21 protein-coding genes and 1 tRNA gene are annotated in these 17,580 nt (G+C 71.0%); 7 read left to right on the plus strand and 15 right to left on the minus strand.

Annotated features, from left to right (window positions below; genetic code table 11):
- Positions 1-37: 37 nt before the first annotated feature.
- The 3 genes from BN1197_RS10485 to BN1197_RS10495 form a co-directional block, all read right to left on the minus strand.
- Positions 38-952, minus strand: a complete 915-nt coding sequence (locus BN1197_RS10485; RefSeq protein WP_052466494.1) for an NAD(P)H-hydrate dehydratase — start codon at positions 950-952, stop codon at positions 38-40.
- Positions 945-1,709 carry a histidine phosphatase family protein gene (locus BN1197_RS10490; protein WP_040159293.1) on the minus strand — a complete coding sequence of 255 codons (765 nt, stop codon included), beginning with the start codon at positions 1,707-1,709 and terminating at the stop codon, positions 945-947. Before BN1197_RS10490 ends, BN1197_RS10485 begins: the two co-directional genes overlap by 8 nt.
- A gap of 230 nt (positions 1,710-1,939) precedes the next feature.
- Positions 1,940-2,593 carry a hypothetical protein gene (locus BN1197_RS10495; RefSeq protein ID WP_040159295.1) on the minus strand — a complete coding sequence of 218 codons (654 nt, stop codon included), beginning with the start codon at positions 2,591-2,593 and terminating at the stop codon, positions 1,940-1,942.
- A 327-nt stretch (positions 2,594-2,920) separates the two neighbouring features.
- On the opposite strand from BN1197_RS10495, the gene BN1197_RS10500 reads away from it, so the two are divergent.
- Positions 2,921-3,505, plus strand: a complete 585-nt coding sequence (locus BN1197_RS10500) for a VOC family protein (protein WP_176489738.1) — start codon at positions 2,921-2,923, stop codon at positions 3,503-3,505.
- 33 nt (positions 3,506-3,538) lie between these two features.
- Here the strand turns inward: BN1197_RS10500 and BN1197_RS10505 are convergent, their stop codons facing one another.
- Entirely contained in the window at positions 3,539-4,018 is a 480-nt protein-coding gene (locus BN1197_RS10505; protein WP_040159296.1) for a DUF2306 domain-containing protein, read from the minus strand.
- Positions 4,019-4,095: 77 nt separating this feature from the next.
- Between BN1197_RS10505 and BN1197_RS10510 the strand changes: the two genes are divergently transcribed.
- Complete coding sequence (locus BN1197_RS10510; protein ID WP_040159298.1) at positions 4,096-4,704, plus strand: MerR family transcriptional regulator; 609 nt, start codon at positions 4,096-4,098, stop codon at positions 4,702-4,704.
- A gap of 4 nt (positions 4,705-4,708) precedes the next feature.
- Here BN1197_RS10510 and BN1197_RS10515 read toward each other — a convergent pair whose 3' ends face one another.
- The 3 genes from BN1197_RS10515 to upp all read right to left on the minus strand — a co-directional run bounded on the left by BN1197_RS10515 (position 4,709) and on the right by upp (position 6,662).
- Positions 4,709-5,644 carry a PH domain-containing protein gene (locus BN1197_RS10515; protein WP_052466498.1) on the minus strand — a complete coding sequence of 312 codons (936 nt, stop codon included), beginning with the start codon at positions 5,642-5,644 and terminating at the stop codon, positions 4,709-4,711.
- 19 nt (positions 5,645-5,663) lie between these two features.
- Positions 5,664-5,837, minus strand: a complete 174-nt coding sequence (locus BN1197_RS17345) for a hypothetical protein (RefSeq protein ID WP_176489739.1) — start codon at positions 5,835-5,837, stop codon at positions 5,664-5,666.
- A gap of 186 nt (positions 5,838-6,023) precedes the next feature.
- A complete protein-coding gene (upp, locus tag BN1197_RS10520) occupies positions 6,024-6,662 on the minus strand; it encodes a uracil phosphoribosyltransferase (RefSeq protein WP_040159300.1) in 639 nt (212 codons plus the stop codon).
- Between the two features lie 98 nt (positions 6,663-6,760).
- Here upp and BN1197_RS10525 point away from each other — a divergent pair, with 98 nt between their 5' ends.
- The 3 genes from BN1197_RS10525 (at position 6,761) to BN1197_RS10535 (ending at position 7,916) form a co-directional block, all read left to right on the plus strand.
- Positions 6,761-7,258 (plus strand): nucleoside deaminase, encoded by a 498-nt coding sequence (locus BN1197_RS10525; protein ID WP_082043800.1) that lies wholly within the window; start codon positions 6,761-6,763, stop codon positions 7,256-7,258.
- Positions 7,259-7,376: 118 nt separating this feature from the next.
- Positions 7,377-7,463 (plus strand) — tRNA-Ser (locus BN1197_RS10530).
- A 111-nt stretch (positions 7,464-7,574) separates the two neighbouring features.
- Positions 7,575-7,916 carry a YnfA family protein gene (locus BN1197_RS10535; protein ID WP_040159302.1) on the plus strand — a complete coding sequence of 114 codons (342 nt, stop codon included), beginning with the start codon at positions 7,575-7,577 and terminating at the stop codon, positions 7,914-7,916.
- Positions 7,917-8,011: 95 nt separating this feature from the next.
- Here the strand turns inward: BN1197_RS10535 and BN1197_RS10540 are convergent, their stop codons facing one another.
- The gene (locus tag BN1197_RS10540; protein WP_176489740.1) at positions 8,012-9,436 is read right to left on the minus strand and encodes an exonuclease domain-containing protein; all 1,425 of its coding nucleotides are present in this window, start codon (positions 9,434-9,436) and stop codon (positions 8,012-8,014) included.
- Between the two features lie 132 nt (positions 9,437-9,568).
- Here BN1197_RS10540 and ddaH point away from each other — a divergent pair, with 132 nt between their 5' ends.
- Positions 9,569-10,339, plus strand: coding sequence for a dimethylargininase (ddaH, locus tag BN1197_RS10545; protein ID WP_040159304.1), 771 nt, complete (start codon positions 9,569-9,571; stop codon positions 10,337-10,339).
- A 56-nt stretch (positions 10,340-10,395) separates the two neighbouring features.
- On the opposite strand, the gene BN1197_RS10550 is transcribed toward ddaH, so the two are convergent.
- The 6 genes from BN1197_RS10550 to citC are packed head-to-tail and all read right to left on the minus strand — an operon-like array spanning position 10,396 to position 16,021.
- Positions 10,396-11,313 (minus strand): triphosphoribosyl-dephospho-CoA synthase, encoded by a 918-nt coding sequence (locus BN1197_RS10550; protein ID WP_040159306.1) that lies wholly within the window; start codon positions 11,311-11,313, stop codon positions 10,396-10,398.
- The gene (gene citX / locus BN1197_RS10555; protein WP_052466501.1) at positions 11,310-12,092 is read right to left on the minus strand and encodes a citrate lyase holo-[acyl-carrier protein] synthase; all 783 of its coding nucleotides are present in this window, start codon (positions 12,090-12,092) and stop codon (positions 11,310-11,312) included. The genes BN1197_RS10550 and citX overlap by 4 nt, the downstream gene beginning before the upstream one ends.
- Before the next feature lie 5 nt (positions 12,093-12,097).
- On the minus strand, positions 12,098-13,636 hold the full coding sequence (gene citF, locus BN1197_RS10560) for a citrate lyase subunit alpha (RefSeq protein WP_040159308.1): 1,539 nt from the start codon (positions 13,634-13,636) through the stop codon (positions 12,098-12,100).
- A complete protein-coding gene (locus tag BN1197_RS10565) occupies positions 13,633-14,661 on the minus strand; it encodes an aldolase/citrate lyase family protein (RefSeq protein WP_245851888.1) in 1,029 nt (342 codons plus the stop codon). The genes citF and BN1197_RS10565 overlap by 4 nt, the downstream gene beginning before the upstream one ends.
- Positions 14,658-14,942 carry a citrate lyase acyl carrier protein gene (gene citD / locus BN1197_RS10570; RefSeq protein ID WP_040159310.1) on the minus strand — a complete coding sequence of 95 codons (285 nt, stop codon included), beginning with the start codon at positions 14,940-14,942 and terminating at the stop codon, positions 14,658-14,660. Before citD ends, BN1197_RS10565 begins: the two co-directional genes overlap by 4 nt.
- Positions 14,942-16,021, minus strand: a complete 1,080-nt coding sequence (gene citC, locus BN1197_RS10575) for a [citrate (pro-3S)-lyase] ligase (protein ID WP_040159745.1) — start codon at positions 16,019-16,021, stop codon at positions 14,942-14,944. The genes citD and citC overlap by 1 nt, the downstream gene beginning before the upstream one ends.
- Before the next feature lie 394 nt (positions 16,022-16,415).
- Between citC and BN1197_RS10580 the strand changes: the two genes are divergently transcribed.
- Positions 16,416-17,222, plus strand: a complete 807-nt coding sequence (locus BN1197_RS10580) for an ADP-ribosylglycohydrolase family protein (RefSeq protein WP_176489741.1) — start codon at positions 16,416-16,418, stop codon at positions 17,220-17,222.
- Positions 17,223-17,269: 47 nt separating this feature from the next.
- On the opposite strand, the gene BN1197_RS10585 is transcribed toward BN1197_RS10580, so the two are convergent.
- Positions 17,270-17,458: a hypothetical protein gene (locus BN1197_RS10585; RefSeq protein WP_040159317.1), complete on the minus strand. Its 189-nt coding sequence runs from the start codon at positions 17,456-17,458 to the stop codon at positions 17,270-17,272.
- Positions 17,459-17,580: the final 122 nt, after the last annotated feature.

Below are 17,580 nucleotides of genomic sequence, written 5' to 3' on the forward strand. Positions count from 1 at the left end.
TTCCGGCGAATTTCCGGGGCCGTGGTGATCTGTGTTCTCAGGCGAGTTCGGCGAGCACGGCGGGGATCTGCCGCAACAGTTCACGGGCGAGGAATCCGGACGTGCCGACCTGCGCCGAGAGGCGCTCACCCGCACGGCCGTGCGCGTAGGTCGCCCAGCAGGCGGCCTGTGCCGGGGTGGCGCCGCGAGCGAGCAGGCCGGCGATCGCGCCTGCCTTGACGTCGCCGGATCCGGAGACTCCGAGGCCGGGGCCGCCGCTCTCGTCGCGCCAGATCCGCCCCTCGGGAGTGGCGATCCAGGTCAGGCTCCCGCCGGAGGCGACGACGGCTTTCGATCTGCTCGCCAACCGCTGGATCGCCGCCCGGGGGTCGTCCTCGCAGGCCTCGTCTTCCTCGCCCAGGGTCCGTGCGAGTTCCTGCATGTTCGGCGAGAGCACGGCGCGGCCGCTCAGGTGCGCGACGCCGTCGGGATGCTCGGTGAGGTAGGCCATGCCGAGGGCGTCGATGACGACGGGCACGTCGAGGCGCGGCACGACCGCCGACAACAGGGCGACGGCGGCTTCGGGGGAGCCGATGCCCGGGCCGAGGAGCACCGCCGCGCAGCCGGAGGCGAGCTCGACGATCTCGTCGGCGGCAGAAGCGGCGATGTCACCGGCACCGTCGGTGGGCAGACCCGCGACCATCGCCTCGGGAAGGTGCATCGCCATCGGGACCGCCACGGGTTCGGGCGTCGCGACCTGCAGCTTGCCGGCGCCCCCGCGCAGGGCGGCCTCGGCGGCGAGCAGCACGGCTCCCGGCATCGCGACGTTGCCGCCGACGACGAGCACCCGGCCGCGAGACTCCTTGCCGCCGGCCGAACTCGGCAGGGGCCAGTCCCGCAGCACTGCGGGGGTGAGCACCGGCTCGCACGACTCCTCGGGCGAAGAGGTGGCGTGCACCTCGGGATCAGGCATCTGCGCCCTCGTCTCCCTTGGCCTGCTCGTGCGTCTGGGGAGCGTCGGCGAGGTCGGTCGCGCGCGTGTTCGCGTACTCGACGAGCTCGAGACCGTCCTCCTGCGCCCGGTAGATCGTACGTGCGCAGTTGGCCATCGGGGTGTCGTTGTCGATGCCCATGAGGACCTCCTCCTCGAGAGACTCGAGGACGTAGCGGAAGCTCATGATCACGGCCTGGTGGCTGAAGATCCAGACGTTCTCGCCGTCGTACTCACTGCGGATGTCACCGAGGACGCTGCGGACCCGCAGAGCCACGTCGGTCCAGCTCTCGCCCCCCGGTGGCCGGTAGTAGAACTTGCCCTCGTGGCTGCGCCGCTCCGCCTCCTCGGGGTACTTCTCGCGAATGCCGAGCCCCGTGAGCCCGTCGAAGATTCCGAGGTCGCGCTCGCGCAGACGCTCGTCGACGACGAGGTGCTCGACCTGCGGCGAGTTCGCCAGGGCGATCTCGGCGGTCTCCCGCGCCCGGCGGTAGGGGGAGACGAGCACGATGCTCGGGCGCTCGTTCTCGGGCAGCTCGCCCAGCACGCGCCCCACGCCCTCCGCCTGACGGCGGCCGTCCTCCGACAGTGGCGTGTCGGCATCCCGTGTGTCGATCTCGAGGCGTCTCGCGCCCTGCTCCCGGGCCACTCGGTCGGCCACGTTGCCGGCGCTCTCGCCGTGCCGCACGAGCACCAGCTCTCGGGGCGCCTGGCGATGTCCGGCGGAGATGTCACTCATGCCTCACCCGTCCTCGTCGGTGTAATCGGTCGGTGGTGTCACTGGTCGGACCCGCGTCGAAGCGCGGGCGTCTCGTGACGTCTTACCCACTCGAGCGCCGAATCATCCGAGCACGCCGCGCCCGTTGGAGGCAGATGGGATGGTGGTCGTGGCGGGGTGATCACCCCGGTCTCGTTGCCATCCCATCTGCCGTCTCGAGCGGGACGAGGTCGGTCGGCTCGGGTCGTCGTTCAGCGGCGGCGGTCGTCCGAGTCCAGGCCGAGGAGTCGACCGAGATCGCCGACGACCTGGCTGACGTCGTTGAGGGTCTCCTCGGCCTCGTAGACCTCGGGGGCGGAGGCGACGCCCGGCTGCGACGCCGGTGGTGTCGCCGGGGCGGGCACGGGGTCGCCGAGCCGGGTGGGTGCCGTGGGCCGTTCGGGGCGATCGCGCGGCGGGGCCGGCTGCCCGCTGGCTGAGTCGGGCAGGACGACGCCCTCGTACGCGCGCCGCTCACGGGCGGCCGCCGGGGCGGGAGCCGGCCGCGCCGGTGAGAGCAGCTGGGCCACTCGCGCGGGACGGACCCGGTAGGCCCGGTCCCAGGGATTGGCCGGGCGTTCGCGGGTGCCGTTGCCGAACCGGAAGCCGACGAGCGGCATCGCGCTCACGGCGATCGCGGCACAGCTCGCGAGCGTGACGAGCAGGTCGGTCGAGGAGGACGCGAACGTCGCCGCGAGCACGAGCATCCCCACGGCCAGGCCGAGCAGGGCGAGGGCGAGGGAGTGCGCCCATCCGTCGTCGTCCTTGTCACGTCTCGAGCCGAGCGCGTCGACGCCGTGTGCCGCCACGAGAAAGGCCGCGGCGAGCAGGCAGAACAGGAGGGCGTCGTCGGCGCCGCCGATCACGGTGACCTCCTGGGGGACGGTGGGGGAGCGGACATGGACGGAGTGCGGGCTCGTCCGCAGAGTCGTCGGGGTCGGCGCGTCGTGCGGACGCGAAGGCGCGCGCGACCCGTATCTCTCATCGTCCGCAGCGAGGGCGGGTTGACCCTTCGGCGCCTCCGGGCTTGCTCGGGGTGTGGGGCCCCGGGCCGCCGATCCCCGCCGAGACAGCCGCCGATTCCGGCTCGGAGTAGGGCCCGCGTCGAGGGGCGAGGGGGCGGGTCGGAATCGACGGCTGTCTCGGCGTCCGAGCGCCCGGGCAGTCGGTGACGTGTGCTCTACCCTGGCTGTATGGCCGATCCTCGCTCACTGCACGGAATGACCTTCGCGATCAACGCCGGCGAGCACGGCGACGTGCAGGAGTTCTACACCTACGTGTTCGGCCGCGGCCCCGACACCAAGCCGATGGACGACTTTCTCGAGTGGCAGGTGTGCGAGGGCGCTTGGCTGCAGATCTCGACGGGGCACGATCGCCCCGGTTCGAACAACGCGCGGGTGCGGTTCGAGGTCGAGGACATGGACGTGGCGGTCAAGCGTCTCGACGAGGCCCGGGTGCCGTACGGCGAGGTCGTGACCGTTCCCGACGTGGTGCAGTTCGTCAACTTCTCCGACAACTGGGGCAACGCGCTCGGCTACTACCACCTGTTCGCGCCGCGTCCGCTCGTCACCGAGGACGAGCGGATGCTCCAACTGCTCGACCAGCGTGTACGTGCCGAGCGTCGGCGCGTCTACGAGCAGGGCGGCGACCCCGGTGAGGTCGACATCGACGCCATTCGCGCCGAGATCGGTCTGCGGCCCGAGAGTGGGCCCAGCACCGGAGCCCAGCCCCGCGTCGACCCCTCCGAGACCACGAACCCCGCGGACACCACGTCCTGACGCCCACCCCCTGGACTTCCGCCGTCTCGGCCCTCACCGCGACGGCGAGGCGCTCACCACGCCGGTACGTGCCGGCCTGGGCCGCAGGGCGATCGAGACGATCGCCGCGCTCGTCGCGAGGATCAGTGTGACCGCGAGGAGCAGCGACGGCGCGTCGGTGAGGGCCACGTGCATGATGGCCCGATTCGGGCTCAGCGCCGCGAACCCGAACGCGACGAGCGTGCCGAGGTAACTCCCGCTCATGTTGCGCCGGTGAGCGAGAATGTTTCCGCGACTGATCGCGACGATGCCGGCGGTCACCGACGCGAGCGTGAACACCGCGAGGCCGTGCAGCCAGTTGAACCCGTGCGGGTGGATGGCGAACGAGCTCGCGCAGGTGCCGACCATCGCGCCCACCCAGACGCGGCCGACCAGGCGATGGGCCGCGTCGCGACGACGCCGCAGGATCTGCAGCGGTCCGAGTGTGAGCACGAAGGACGCGAGCGTCGCGTGAAGGACCATGAGCGGCTCCATGTCCGTAAGATAGAAGCGCTATCCGAGCGGCGGCAACGTAGATCCTGCACCCGCGACCGCTATCCGATGGGAGGGCCGTGCGCCTCAAGGAGCTCGCCGAACGCGCCGACACCTCGCCGGCGTCGATCAAGTACTACCTGCGCGAAGGTCTGCTGCGTCCGGGGCGTCGCGTCAACGCCACGCTGGCCGAGTACGACGAGGGCCACCTGCGGCGCCTCGACCTCATCTCGGCGCTACGACGCGTCGTCGGCGCGTCGATCGACGACATCCGAGCGCTCGTGGCAGACATCGACGATCCCGAGCGCAGCCTCTACGACGTCCTCGGTCGTGCTCAGATGATCGGTCTGGGAATGCCGCCCGCGTCGTCGGCCGGGGACGAGCCGGAGTCGGTGACCAGGCTGCTCGAACATCGCGGCTGGGGGACGGCCATCCAGGTGCGCGGGCACCTCGCGGAGCAGGTACGGCTCATGACCGCTCTCGGCATCGAGGTGCGGCCGGAACGCCTCGAGGCGTACGCCGACGCCGCCGCCTCCGTGGCCGATCTCGACATCGACGCCGTCGCCACCGCCACGAGTCGGGACGAGGCGGCGATGCGCGTCGCCGTCGGCGTGCACACGTACAGCCGGCTGTTCCTGCGCATGCTCGCCGTCGCGCAAGCCGGGCGGGCCGACGAGCTGCTCGGCTGAACGATCAGCGGCGCCACCAGCGCGGACGCCGATCGTGGGGGCCGTGGTCGTCCTCGTCCCACGGATCGGCGTGCGTCGAACCGAGCGAGCTGTAGAGGGTCTCGGAGTAGTCGGGGTCGCGGCCCCGGCGTCGCTTCTCTCGCTGGCGGTCGGTGACGGGGCTGGCGCCGTCGGTCGACCCCATCGAGAAGCTCAACGTGTCGGGATCCTCGTCGCGCGCACGGTCGTCGTCGTGGTCACGACGCCTACGCCGGCCGCCACGTCGCCCGAGGTCGGCGATCTCGCTGCGCAGCGACGGCCGACGGGTGGGATCCTCCTCCTCCCACGGGTCGTAGCTCTCGTGGCGGGCGCCTCCGCCCGTCTTGCCGAGGTGGCGCGGTTCGAGGGAGTCGTCGACGAGCTCGTCGTCGGCGAGATCGGTGTCGACGTACCCCTCCTCGTCGTACTCCGACCCCGTCTTGAAGATCGTGCCGACGATCTTGAGATACGTGTTGTTGGGGTTGGGGATGAACTCGACGTCGGAGAGCGCCTGGTCCTGCCCCGCGCTCTCGAGGACGAACGTGCCGTAACCGAAGATGCGGCCGGCGATGGAGCGCCGGAACGTCATGTCGGTGACCTTCGTCATCGGCAGCATGTCGACCTTGCGGATGATGAAGCCGTAGATGAGCAGGAGCCGTTGGTCGGTGGCGACGAACCATTCGTCGTTCCACTCCCAGACCCGCACGATGGCGCGCCCGAACACGACCAGCCACCCGATGAGCAGGGCCCGGACGAGCCCCTCCGGTGCGCCCGCGGTGTAGGCCGTGCCGATGAGCAGCAGCGTGACGGTGGTCGTGGCGAGCGGCTCGGCGATGGCGAACCAGTGCCGGTGCGTGGCGACGACCACCCGCTCACCCTCGGTGAGGTACTTGTCCAGCCGGTGGGTCTGGTCGTCGATCATCGCGCCTCGAAGACCGGCCTCAGAACGCCGTGATGAGACGGTCGAAGAACGTGGCGATGGCGTTGAAGCCGTTGACGATGATCTCCCAGATCGTCACGACGATGTCGGCCGCCTTGTTGGGGGAGGTGAAGATCGCCCAGAGCACGAAGATCCAGAAGATCCACGTGAACACCTTCTTGATCGAGGGGGGCATCGATCTCCTCGCTTCTGCCGTGTGAGGGGTGGGTCGTGGCGGGTCGGCCGCGGGGTCGCCGACGACACGGTCGCGCGACTCCCGGTGTCATCGAACCACATCGACCTCAGAGGGGGAGGCAGCCGGAGCCCGGCGCGCCGATGGCTCCATCGGAGATCGCCCGGGAGGGCCGAGGTGGGCGACGGGTCAGACGACGCCGTAGAGCCGGTCGCCCGCGTCGCCGAGACCGGGCACGATGTAGCCGTTCTCGTCGAGCTTCTCGTCGATCGCACCGACGACGAGCGTCACGGGGATGCCGAGCTGGTCGCCGCTCTCGCGCACGGCCTCGATCCCCTCGGGGGCGGCGATGAGGCAGACGGCCGTGATGTCGTCGGCGCCGAGGTCACGGAGGAACTCGAACGCCATGACCAGGGTGTGGCCGGTCGCGAGCATCGGGTCGATGACGAACACCTGGCGCCCCTCGAGGGTCTCGGGCAGGCGGTTGGCGTAGGCGTGCACCTCGAGGGTCTCGTCGTTGCGCACCATGCCGAGGAACCCGACCTCCGCGCTCGGCAGCAGGCGGGTCATGCCCTCGAGCATGCCGAGGCCCGCGCGCAGGATCGGGACGATGACCGGCTTGGGGTTGGACAGCTTGATGCCCGTGGTCGGGGCCACCGGGGTGCGGATCTCGAACGGATCCACGCGCACCTCGCGCGTCGCCTCGTAGGCGAGCAGGGTCACGAGCTCTTCGGCGAGGCGCCGGAACGTGGGGGAGTCCGTGCGCTCGTCGCGCAGATAGGTGAGCTTGTGGTTGATGAGTGGGTGATCGGCCACGTGCACGCGCATGGGGGAAACTTATCCGGTGACCACGTCGAACACGCCCACGCCTCGCCCGACTGGCGGGCGTGGGGGGGTTCGACGTGGTCACCGGATAAGTTTCCCCCATGCGCGCGCGCGGCGGCGGAGGTGGGCGGCGGGCCGGCGGTGGCACTCGGGAGTTCGAGCCGTGGCTGGAGGAATCGCTGGCCCTCGCGGCGGAGTGTCTGCCGCACGGCGACGTGCCGGTCGGAGCCGTGGTGGTCGACGCGAACGGCCACGTCATCGGCCGCGGACGCAACGTGCGTGAGCAGTCGGGCGATCCCACCGGGCACGCCGAGATCCTCGCCCTTCGTGCGGCCGCGGCGAGCCGGGGTGGATGGCGGCTCGACGGATGCACCCTCGTCGTCACCCTCGAGCCCTGCGCGATGTGCGCGGGGGCCCTCGTGCAGGCCCGTGTCGACCGTGTGGTGTTCGGGGCCTGGGACGACAAGGCGGGTGCCTGCGGCTCGGTCTGGGATCTCGTGCGCGACCCGCGCGCCCTGCACCGCGTCGAGGTCGTCGGCGGCGTGCAGGAGGCGCGGTGCGCGCACCTGCTGCTCGACTTCTTCGGGGACCGCAGGTGAGGTCGCCCGGCCGCAGGCGGGTCCTGCGGGTGGGCGACTTTCTGCGCTCGGTTGTGCGACGTCGCATGTGAACGGCCGGATTTCGTGCGCCCGTTCACGCTCTTGTAAGGTTGCCCACGGTGGCGTGTCCGAGCGGCCAAAGGAGCACGCCTCGAAAGCGTGTGTGGGGGCAACTCCACCGTGGGTTCGAATCCCACCGCCACCGCTCTGCGTCGCCCAGCGCGATGCCCCGACCGCCGGCCCTCCGTCGAGGGCCGGCGTTCCTCGTTACGGGAACGCGCGCCGGCCATGTGAGGTGCGACGAAGGAGACGACCGATGACCGACGTGTGGCGCTCGATCGTGCTGTTCGCGCTCGCGGCGGTCTGCGAGATCGGTGGCGCGTGGCTCGTGTGGCAGGGCGTGCGTGAGCACCGCGGATGGCTGTGGATCGGTCTGGGGGTTCTCGTCCTCGGCCTGTACGGCTTCGTCGCCACGCTCCAGCCCGACGCCGAGTTCGGCCGGATCCTCGCCGCGTACGGCGGGGTGTTCGTCGCCGGTTCACTGCTGTGGGGGATGGCCGTCGACGGGTTCCGTCCCGATCGCTACGACGTCATCGGCAGCCTCATCTGCCTCGCGGGAGTCGCGGTCATCATGTACGCCCCACGCCCCCACGCCTGAGACCCGCCGAGACAGCCGTCGTTTCCGGCCACAGGTGTCTGCGCATCCTCACGGCGGGTGCGCCGGGCCGGAAACGCCGGCTGTCTCGGCGAGGCTCAGATCGGGGCGATCGCGCGCACCGGGCCTTGTTCCCGCCGGGGGCAGGCGGAGGTGTAGTGGCCGATCTCGAGGCAGTGCCCGCATCGGGGCAGGTGAGCGGGGGGCGCCGGCGGCAGGGGTTTGCGGACCGGCCGGGAGAACGACCCCGACCCGGGTTCCGGCGCGGGTGGTGCCTCGGGCGGGACGAGGTCGTCGAAGTACGTCGGGATGCCCACCGACGTCGCGGTCGCGCGTAGGTGCCGCAGCGCGCGGGTGCCGATCCGCTTGCGCTCGAAGGCAGCTCGTCGCAACGACTCAAGCAGTCGCTCCTGGATCTGGCGCAACTCCGCCGCGCCGTACCCGGCGGCGACCATGAGCCGGGTGAGGCCGCGCACCTCGTCGGCGACGATCCGACCCTGCAACAGCAGGGGGACGAGCACGTCGAGGAACCGTCCGACGCGGGTGTCGTTGAGTTCGCGAGCGAGGCCGGAGGCGCGGGCGAAGAGGTCGTCGAGCCAGGGATCGACCCTCTCTCCCGCCGGGGAGAGCGACCTGTCGGCGCCGGGCAGCACCAACGCCTCGGGATCTCCGGCGGCCGCGCACGGATAGCGGAGCGAGGATCCGTGCCGAAGGAGGATGGCGGGCAGCAACGCGGCCGTCGCGTAGGCATCGTCGAGGGCGCTCCGTCCGACGACGGCCGTGGCCTCGACCTGGCGCGCGAGCGTCGGCAGTCGGTGATTGCGCGTCGGGAACGTCGTCCGGCCGATCGTGAACGTGCACAGCGCCGGCATGCTCGGTGCGAGCACCCCGGCCTCCATGAGGTGGGCGTCGAGGAGCTGCTCGAGGAACTCCGCGTGGTGGGCGAGGACGACGCGCCCCTCGAGCAGCGCGAGCAGGTGGGGCGCGACACGCGCGAACGACGGCGCCTCGTGGAGGCGGGCTGCGAGCTCGGACAGATGCGGTGGGATCGCTGCGGTCTCGGCCGACAGGAGTGTGGTGTACCGGCCCTCGATCCCGCCCTGTGCGTCGACATGCAGAACGGCGAGCGAGACGATCCGGTCGCGTACCGGGGTGAAACCGGTGGTCGTGTACCCGATCACCGCGTAGGGGCCGGTGTGCGGGATGCCGCCCGGCAGGTCGGTGCCGCCGAGTCCGAAGAGGCGGGTGCGTCCGTGCCGGGGTGCGGTGTGGGCGGCGTCGGGCGGCGGTGCGCCTGCGTGCATCGACCTACGGCGACGCGTCGCGGGAGCTGCACGGCCCGCCGAGTTCGCGGCCTCGTCGGGGTGCGGGCGAAGATCCGACGCCGGAGACCGAGGGGCGGATTCGGGTGGCGGGGTCGGAGCCGGCTCGGCGGTCGCGTCGGGCGGCGAATCCGCGGCGAACATGCGGAACAACACGAGCAGCACGACGAGCAGCACGACCACGCTCACCAGCCCCGTCATGCCGCCTCCGCGCGTCTCGTCCGTGCCCTCACGTCCCATCGGGCCAGGGGCCGTCGACCTGAGCCGCCCTCGAGCGTTCGGGGCCGACGTAGGTCCTGCCCGGGGGTGGGGGAGGCGTGGCAGGCTGGGCGTATGAACCGTCGCCATGCCCTCGTTCGTCGTCCGAGCACTCGTCTCGCCGAGGGGCTCGTCACTCACATCGACCGGTCGCCGGTAGATCCCGACCTGGCGCAACGGCAGTGGGAGGCCTACGTCGCCGCCCTGCAGAACGCGGGGTGGGAGACCATCGAGGTGCCCCCGGCCGAGGACCACCCCGATTCGGTGTTCATCGAGGACCCGGTGTTCGTCTACGGCGATCTCGCGGTGCTCACCCGATCCGGCGCGCCCGAGCGCCGGGGTGAGACCGACGGCCTGCGTGAGGTGCTCGAACGGCACGGCTACCGCGTCGAGGAGATGACCGAGCCCGCCACGCTCGACGGGGGAGACATCCTCAAGTTCGACGGCACGGTGTGGGTGGGGCAGGGCGGCCGCACCAACGAGGAGGGCCTCGCGCAGCTCACGCGGCTGCTCGAGCCGTTCGACGTCGAGGTCGTGGGGGTGCCGCTGGAGTCGGTGCTGCACCTCAAGACGGCGGTCACCGCGCTGCCCGACGGCACCGTGATCGGCTACCCGCCGCTCGTCGACGCGCCCCTGACCTGGGGCGACGACTTCATGGCCGTGCCCGAAGAGGCGGGCGCCCACGTCGTGCTCCTCGGCGACGACACGGTGCTGATGTCGACCTCCGCGCCCGAGACCGCGGAGCTGCTGCGCGAGCGCGGACTCGAGGTCGTCACCGTCGACATCTCCGAGTTCGAGAAGCTCGAGGGGTGCGTCACCTGCCTGTCGGTGCGGTTGCGCGGCTGACGAACACCGGCGGTTCGGCGCCGGATCTCCACGCAAGAGCTGGCGCCGTGGCCGTTCTACGGCCGGACGGGCTCGCTGGGCAACGACGACAGCCAGATCGTCACCGCGAGCAGGTCCGCGGTGCCACCGGGGGAGAGTCCGGCCGCCGTGAGCTCGTCGTCGAAGTGCTCCATGAGGCTGCGGTAGCTCGGGTGCAGCGCACCGCCCTGCCTGAGGAGCTCCTCGGCGCGGCGAGCGACGCGCGCCATGGCCTCGACCCCGCCCCGTTTGGCGAGGTTCGTGTCGGTGTTGACCGCGAGCATCGCGAGCAGAGCGTGCAACAGCGCGCGGTCGCGCATCATCGGCCCGAGCGCGAGGTGGGGCTGCACGGCGAGGATCTCCATGGCCTCGCGGTAGGCGACGAGACCGACGCCTCGGGCGGTCGCATAACCGGCGGCCGCCTGCCCCCGGGCTCCCGTGAGTCCGTGGTCGCGAAACAGTCGCTCGCCGGCGGTCGCCGGCAGCGCGTCGTTGGTGAGCAGGTCGTCGACGAGCAATGATCTCGCGAGGTCGCCGACGTCGTCACACACCGAGATGTCGACCGTTCGTCCCAGGCGCAGCCGCCGTCCGGCACATCCGATGAGCAGCCCGAAGGCGAACACCGCGCCCTTGTGCGTGTTCACGCCTCCGGTCGCCTCGAACATGGACTCCTCGGCCGAGATGCCGACGCCACGCAGGCGTGCGAGGAAGTCGTCGTCCGTCTCACCGCCGTGCACGAGCCCGCACTCCCCGAAGACACCCCACCAGGGCGCCAGCGCGTCGGCGCTACGAATGAGCGTGTGCAGGTCCATGTCGCCGTGCGCACCCCGGTTGCGGTGGTCGACGAGCCCGGGTTTGGGCGTGAGCTGCGCCTCGATGCGGAGAGCGGAATCGGCGAGTCGCGCGAGACGGTCGAGATCGGCGCGGGCGTTGGTGGACACGGTGGCCTCGATCACGACAGCACCCGATCGATCGCGGCGAACAGCTCCGCGACGTCATGGGCGCGCGAGCGGCTACAGGGGGCGGCGGGGCCGTCACAGACGAGACACCGTCGTGGCGAGGCGCCGAGATCCGCGCGTTGTATCGGTACATCACGAACGACGACGTCGAGATCGAAGAGGCGCCCCCACGGGTGGGTGTCCTCCGCGGCGACGAGCCGGCGCTTTGCCTCCAGCGGTTCCATCGCGACGACGAGGTAACCCTGGGCTCCGGTGGCGAGGTCGTGGGCCTCCCGGTGCAGAAGGCTTGTGTCAGTACATCTAGTCCCATCGTCGGTTGTCGTGCACGCCTCGACGGCGGCGGTCATCGCGGCGTCGAACACCCGCCGAGACCACGCCGGGTTCTTGTCCGGCCCCGGTACGACCAGCGTGATGCTGACGACCGCCACCTTCCGCTCGAACAGGCCGTCCCGGCCCGTGTCACGGGATCCGGAGCCGGGCGCGACCGCCTGCGTCGGCCCCGAGCGCGGTGGAGACGCCTGTTCGAGCGGTTCGTGGGAGGCGTCGAGTCGGCCCGTGTCCGACGCCTCGGCCCCCGACGCCTCGGCCTCCGACGCCTCGGCCTCCGACGCCTCGGCCTCCGGCGCCTCGGCCCCTGACGCAGGCGTCTTCGACGCCAGGGCCTGCGGCTCCCCGGTCTCCCGCGCGCCGAACCTCGCGGCGAGGGCGCGTTGACGGGCGGCGCGGGTGTCGCGTGCGGCGAGCATGTCCTCGACGGAGACGGTGGGTGAGGTCATGACGGTCAGCTCGCTGCGACCTGGCGCACGACGTCGATGACGCTCGTGTCGCGGTAGCGGATGCGGCCGACGATGCGCTCCTCGAACTCGATCGGCGCGGGGACGCCCGTGATGCCCGTCGCGCGGTCGTAGAGGTTCTCGATGGTCGTGACGGGCAACCCGGCGGCCTCGAGGCGTGAGCGCACGTCGGGCCGGGACGGGTGGACCGCGATGCCGTGGTCGGTGACGAGCACGCCGACGTTCTCGCCCGGCGTGACGAGGGTGGTCACCCTGTCGACGACCGTCGGTATCCGGCCTCGGATCAGGGGGCCGACGATGATCGAGAGGTTGGCGCCGGCGGCGGTGTCGCAGTGGCCGCCCGAGGCGCCCATCATGATGCCGTCGGAGCCGGTGACGACGTTGACGTTGAAGTCGAGGTCGATCTCGAGCGCCGAGAGGATGACGACGTCGAGTTCGTCGACGGCGGCGCCCTTGCCGAGCGGGCTGGCGTACTCGTCGGCGGAGATCTCGCGATGCCGGGGGTTCTCGGCGAGTGAGCGCCCTGCGACGGCGTCGAAACTCTGCACGTCGAGGACCTTCTCGACGAGTCCCTTGGTGTGCAGGTCGACGATGCCGGCAGTGATGCCGCCGAGCGCGAACCCGGCCGTGACGCCGTGACGCCGCAGCCGCGGTTCGAGGAATCGGGTGGCGGCGGTGGCGCTCGCGCCGGATCCGGTCTGCATCGAGAAGCCGTCGCGGAAGTAACCGGAGTGCTCGATGACATCGGCGGCGTGCCGGGCGATGAGCAGTTCACGCGGGTTGTTCGTGATGCGTGCCGCGCCGACGCTGATCTTGCTGGGGTTGCCGATCGTGTCGACGCCGACGATGAGGTCGACCTGGTCCTGGGTGATGCTCGCGGGCACGTGGGGATAGGCGACGATCTCCTCGGTGAGCAGCACGACCACGTCGGCGTAGGTCGCGTCGACCTTGGCGTAGCCGAGTGAGCCGCAGCGTCCGCGGCCGGCGACGCCGTTCGCGTTGCCCATCGCGTCACAGGCCGGCACGCCGAGGAACGCGACGTCGACGTGCAGTTCACCGGACTGGACCAGCGCGACCCGGCCGCCGTGGCTGTGGATGTCGATGGGCTCGTCCATGAGGCCACGGGAGATCTCACGGGCCAGCTCCCCGCGCATGCCCGAGGTGTAGATGTGGCGGATCACCCCGTTGCGGATGTGCTCGACGAGGCCCGCGTGGCAGGCGTTGAGGGAGCTGCCGGCGAGGGTGAGGTCGCGAAAGCCCATGCGTGCGAGGGTGTCGACGACCCGCAGCACGCAGGCGTCGCCCTCGCGGAAGTGGTGGTGGAACGAGATCGTGCCGCCGTTCTCGAGCCCGGAACGCGTGATCGCCTCCTCGAGGGTGTCGACGAGCTTGCGAGAGCGCTTGGTGCCCGGGTCACGCAGATGCGGCGTCGCGGCGGCCCAGTCGGTGAAGATCGCATGCCCGCCGAGGGAGTCACGGTCCGCCGCCGAGAGGCCGTCGAGGCGGGAGGTGGCGGCGGTGTTCATGACGTGGCTCCTTGCGACTCGCGGCGCACCCCGGAGGCGGCGGCGTAGCGGATCGTGCGTCGGGCGGCCTCGATGATCGGCGCGTCGATCATCTTTCCGCCGAGCGAGACCACGCCGAGGCCTTCGGTCGCGGCGTGCTCGGCGGCCTGGACGACGAGCCGGGCGTGATCGAGCTGCTCCTGCGTGGGGGCGTAGGCGTTGTGCAGCAGGTCGATCTGTCGTGGGTTGACCAGCGACTTTCCGTCGAATCCGAGGCGCCGGATGACGTCGACCTCGGCGAGGAACCCCTCCTCGTCCTCGACGTCGGAGAACACGACGTCATAGGCGGCGATGCCGGCGACGCGGGCGGCGTGCAGCACGGCGCAGCGGGCGTAGAACAGCTCGGAGCCGTCACCGCGCGTCGTGCGCATGTCGATGACGTAATCGAAGCCGGCGAGCGCGATCGACACGAGTCGCGGTGTGGCGGTGGCGACCGCGACCGCGTTGACGACCCCGGCGGCCGACTCGATGGCGGCCATGAGCCGGGTCGAGCCGACCTCTCGGCCGCAGGCGCGTTCGATGGCCTCGACGGCGTCGGCGAGGTCGAGGATGTCCTGCGCCGTCTCGGTCTTGGGCAGGCGGATGACGTCGGCGCCAGCCCGCACGGCGGCTTCGAGGTCGTCTCGCCCGAAGGGAGTGTCCAGGGGGTTGATGCGCACGACGGTCTCGATGCCCGCGTACAGCCCGCTGCGGAGGGTCTGCATGACGAGCAGGCGCGAGGTGTCCTTCTCCCGCAACGCGACTCCGTCCTCGAGGTCGAACATGATCGCGTCGGCGCCGTGGATGTAGGCGGTCGAGAGCATCGCGGCGTTCGAGCCGGGGATGAAGAGCATGCTGCGGTGGGGCATCTGCTCGGGATGGCGGTGCCGGGTCAGGGCGTCGAGGTGGGGGCGGTGTTCCTCGGCTTGTGCGTCCGGTGTTGTCGGCGGCGTCTCGCCGGAGACCTCGGGTGTCGGTGCGGCGTGGTCGTCGGCGGGCCGGTTCACAGCGCGCTCCAATCGACCTCGTCGTTCGAGGCGCGCATGACCGCGGCCTGCACCCGGGCGCGCAACGTGCAGTCGAGCGCGCCCTTGTCCTCGACGACGATCTGGCCGTTCTCGACGCCGAGCGCCGCGAGGGTCTCGTCCACGACCGCCCTGATCTGGGCTCCGAACTGGGCGGCGACCGTGGAGACGACCGTCACCTCCAGCTTCTCGTGAGGGGAGACCCGGACGACGGCGTCGCTGGATTCCAGTGTGCCGGCGAGGGAGTCGTTGACGATGCGCATCACACACCTCCGCGGATCGGGGTCGGGATCGAAGACGGCGAGGTCGGCGCGGAGGCGTGCATCGAGGAGAGCAGCTCGAACGTCGGCCGGGGGACGAGAGGGCGCAGCCCGTCGAGATCGCCGGCGGTGAGGCGGCGGCGCACCTCGGTGGCCGAGACCGCGGTTTCGCCACGTTCGAGGCGGGGGATCTCGACGACCTCGACGGCGGGGGCGGGCAGGTCACGACGCTCGAGCCAGTAGTGCATGTCGGTGTTGTACTGGCGGGTGACGGCGCAGAAGGGCTCGGTGCCGACGTACCGGTGAGTGATGCCGAGCGCGGGCGCGATGTGCTGCCGAAAGATGAGCAGGTCGACGGCGGTGGCGGCGAGGTCGACGATGCCGCGGTCCTTGATGAAGTACGTCGGGAACGTCGCCTTGCTCACGACGTAGCGCGTGCCGGGATGCACGTGGATGCGGTCGCGGGCGTCCATCTCGGTCACGCCGGCGCGTACGAGCGCGAGACGCTGCTCGAAGGAGAACGCCGAGGCGTCCTCGCCGACGACGAAGACGTGCAGGTAGTCGCACTCGACGGCCGCGCGGGTGAGCAGGTGGCGGTGGCCGAGGGTGAAGGGGTTGGCGTTGAGCACCACGGCGCCGACGCGCTCGCGGTCGCGGCGGTAGTGCCGCAGGCTCTCGGTGTAGGCGTGGATGCCGCGGGGGGTGTTCTCCATCATCGCGACCTGGTCGGGCACCGTGACGACGGGATGGAACCCGCACGAGCGGAACGCCTGTTCGTTCTTCGGTGAGGTGTAGAGGAACAGGTGGGAGTGGCCGCGATCGAGTGCGACGAACGACAACTCGAGCATGAGGCGCGGCAGCAGGTCGTGGCCCTGCATCCGCTCCTTGACGGCCACGCATTTCACGACGTTGCCCGTCAACCCTGCGCAGCCGAGAAGCTCTCCGTAGTGCCGCGCGGTGACGACCACCTCGAGGGCGGCGTCGAGGTCGAGAGCGCTGCCGGCGAGGAAGCGCCGGATCTCCTCCATCTCCTCCGGGTGGGCAGCCGGGCTCACGGTGGAGAGGTCGATCTCCTCCAACACGGCGCCCACTTCCTTCACAGATCCGGCCGCCCGCACACAGCGCCCCCACGCTGCGTGGCGGGGCCGCGCGTCACGTCCAGGTTAGGCGCGAGGAACCGGACTCATGCAGGAATTTCGGCAGAACGGACAGGGCGTGAGACAGGTCGTCCGTGTCAGGGATGTCCGCGTCCTTCACCGCGTTGGGCGGGCGCCGTGGTCATCTCGATCGCGGGGGCCGGTGATGCGGACCTCTTCCGTGTCAAGGAAGCACGCTGCCGGACCTCGGGTCACCGTGCGCATCGGTGAACCGCGGGCCCGCGAACCAGGAGCCGGGGCGCGACCGACGACGGTCGACGGCCCGGCAGGGCCGTGCGCCTGCTTGACTCATCCTGGGCCCACGGCCACGCTGCATCAGGTGAGCACCCGTGAGTCCACGCAGCGTCGCGACCCCGAATCCGCTGTGTTCGCAGCACTGCTCGGCGCCTGTGCCGGAGCGTCGCTGGGGGTGCGGACCCGCGGACGATCTCGCGCCGAGGCCTCGGACGGAGGGCTCGTGCGGGTGCGGCTGGATCGCGTCGCCGAGTACGCGCCGCTCCTGACCGACGCGGCTCCGGTGGAGGGCGAGCCGTGGCTCGTCACCGCGATCCGGAGGGGACTGTCGAGTCGGTGCGACCCGATGGCCGAGTTCGTCGAGGCGCTCGATCTGGCGGGGCGGCCGCGGCTCGAGGCGGCGGCGGAGGCCACCGTGGCGGCCGCGGTCAGTGCCGCCGTCGACGGCTGCGCGGTGCCGGTGCTCACGAGCCTGGGCGTCATGGCCGGGGATCTCGCCCGCGAGGTGGCCGAGGACACTCCCGGCCCCGATCTCGGCGCTCGCCTGCAGTGGGCGACCGCCCTCGCGACCCGCACCGATGACGATCCGGTCGAGATCCTTGATCTGCTCGTGGGCACGAGCGGCATCGTGCAGGAGTGCGTACCGGCGGCGTTCGCGCTGCTCGCCGTGGACGACGAAGGGTCCGCACCCGACGACGACGTCGACGTGTTCGAGGCATGCGTGCGCGCTGCCCGGCTCGGCGGCGCCGCCGACGTCATCGCGACGACCGTCGGCGCGGTGCTCGGTGCCTTGCACGGACCGGAGGCGCTGCCGACCGACGTCGTCGAGGACGCGAACGACTCGTGGCCGGCCCTGCGATCTCTCGGTGCAGAGCTGGCCACGAGCCGGTGAAGCGTTCGGCGTCTCGTCGACGCTTCGGGATCGCGGCGACGCGCCGGTCAGGCGGCGTCGTCGATGATCGCGTCGTCCACCCGCTCGAGCCCCGTCAGGTCGACGAGGAGACGGTCGAGTTCGACGAGCTGGTCGGGATCCCAGGGCGTGAAGGCCGCCTCGACGACGCTGACCCAGCCGGTCATCTCCGCCAGTGCGGCGCGAAGTTCGATGTCGTGAATGGTGCTGGTACTCATACTGCTTCCCCGATCTCTCTGCCCGGCCCCCCGCCGGGCAACGGCGGTGTGCCGTCACCCGCCTATCGGCGCGATGGGCAGCCGTCCAAGAGGATTCTCGAGAAACTTGACGCTCGTCCTGG

The sequence above is a fragment of the Mobilicoccus massiliensis genome (assembly GCF_000826525.2).
Taxonomy (GTDB): Bacteria; Actinomycetota; Actinomycetes; order Actinomycetales; family Dermatophilaceae; genus Mobilicoccus; species Mobilicoccus massiliensis.

Bases quoted from the DNA above. Each gene is read 5' to 3' on its own strand.
- BN1197_RS10485 (WP_052466494.1), bottom strand. From the start codon at position 952: ATGCCTGATCCCGAGGTGCACGCCACCTCTTCGCCCGAGGAGTCGTGC.
- BN1197_RS10490 (WP_040159293.1), bottom strand. From the start codon at position 1,709: ATGAGTGACATCTCCGCCGGACATCGCCAGGCGCCCCGAGAGCTGGTG.
- BN1197_RS10500 (WP_176489738.1), top strand. From the start codon at position 2,921: ATGGCCGATCCTCGCTCACTGCACGGAATGACCTTCGCGATCAACGCC.
- BN1197_RS10505 (WP_040159296.1), bottom strand. From the start codon at position 4,018: ATGGAGCCGCTCATGGTCCTTCACGCGACGCTCGCGTCCTTCGTGCTC.
- BN1197_RS10515 (WP_052466498.1), bottom strand. From the start codon at position 5,644: ATGATCGACGACCAGACCCACCGGCTGGACAAGTACCTCACCGAGGGT.
- BN1197_RS17345 (WP_176489739.1), bottom strand. From the start codon at position 5,837: ATGCCCCCCTCGATCAAGAAGGTGTTCACGTGGATCTTCTGGATCTTC.
- upp (WP_040159300.1), bottom strand. From the start codon at position 6,662: ATGCGCGTGCACGTGGCCGATCACCCACTCATCAACCACAAGCTCACC.
- BN1197_RS10525 (WP_082043800.1), top strand. From the start codon at position 6,761: ATGCGCGCGCGCGGCGGCGGAGGTGGGCGGCGGGCCGGCGGTGGCACT.
- BN1197_RS10535 (WP_040159302.1), top strand. From the start codon at position 7,575: ATGACCGACGTGTGGCGCTCGATCGTGCTGTTCGCGCTCGCGGCGGTC.
- BN1197_RS10540 (WP_176489740.1), bottom strand. From the start codon at position 9,436: ATGACGGGGCTGGTGAGCGTGGTCGTGCTGCTCGTCGTGCTGCTCGTG.
- ddaH (WP_040159304.1), top strand. From the start codon at position 9,569: ATGAACCGTCGCCATGCCCTCGTTCGTCGTCCGAGCACTCGTCTCGCC.
- citX (WP_052466501.1), bottom strand. From the start codon at position 12,092: ATGACCTCACCCACCGTCTCCGTCGAGGACATGCTCGCCGCACGCGAC.
- citF (WP_040159308.1), bottom strand. From the start codon at position 13,636: ATGAACACCGCCGCCACCTCCCGCCTCGACGGCCTCTCGGCGGCGGAC.
- citD (WP_040159310.1), bottom strand. From the start codon at position 14,942: ATGCGCATCGTCAACGACTCCCTCGCCGGCACACTGGAATCCAGCGAC.
- BN1197_RS10585 (WP_040159317.1), bottom strand. From the start codon at position 17,458: ATGAGTACCAGCACCATTCACGACATCGAACTTCGCGCCGCACTGGCG.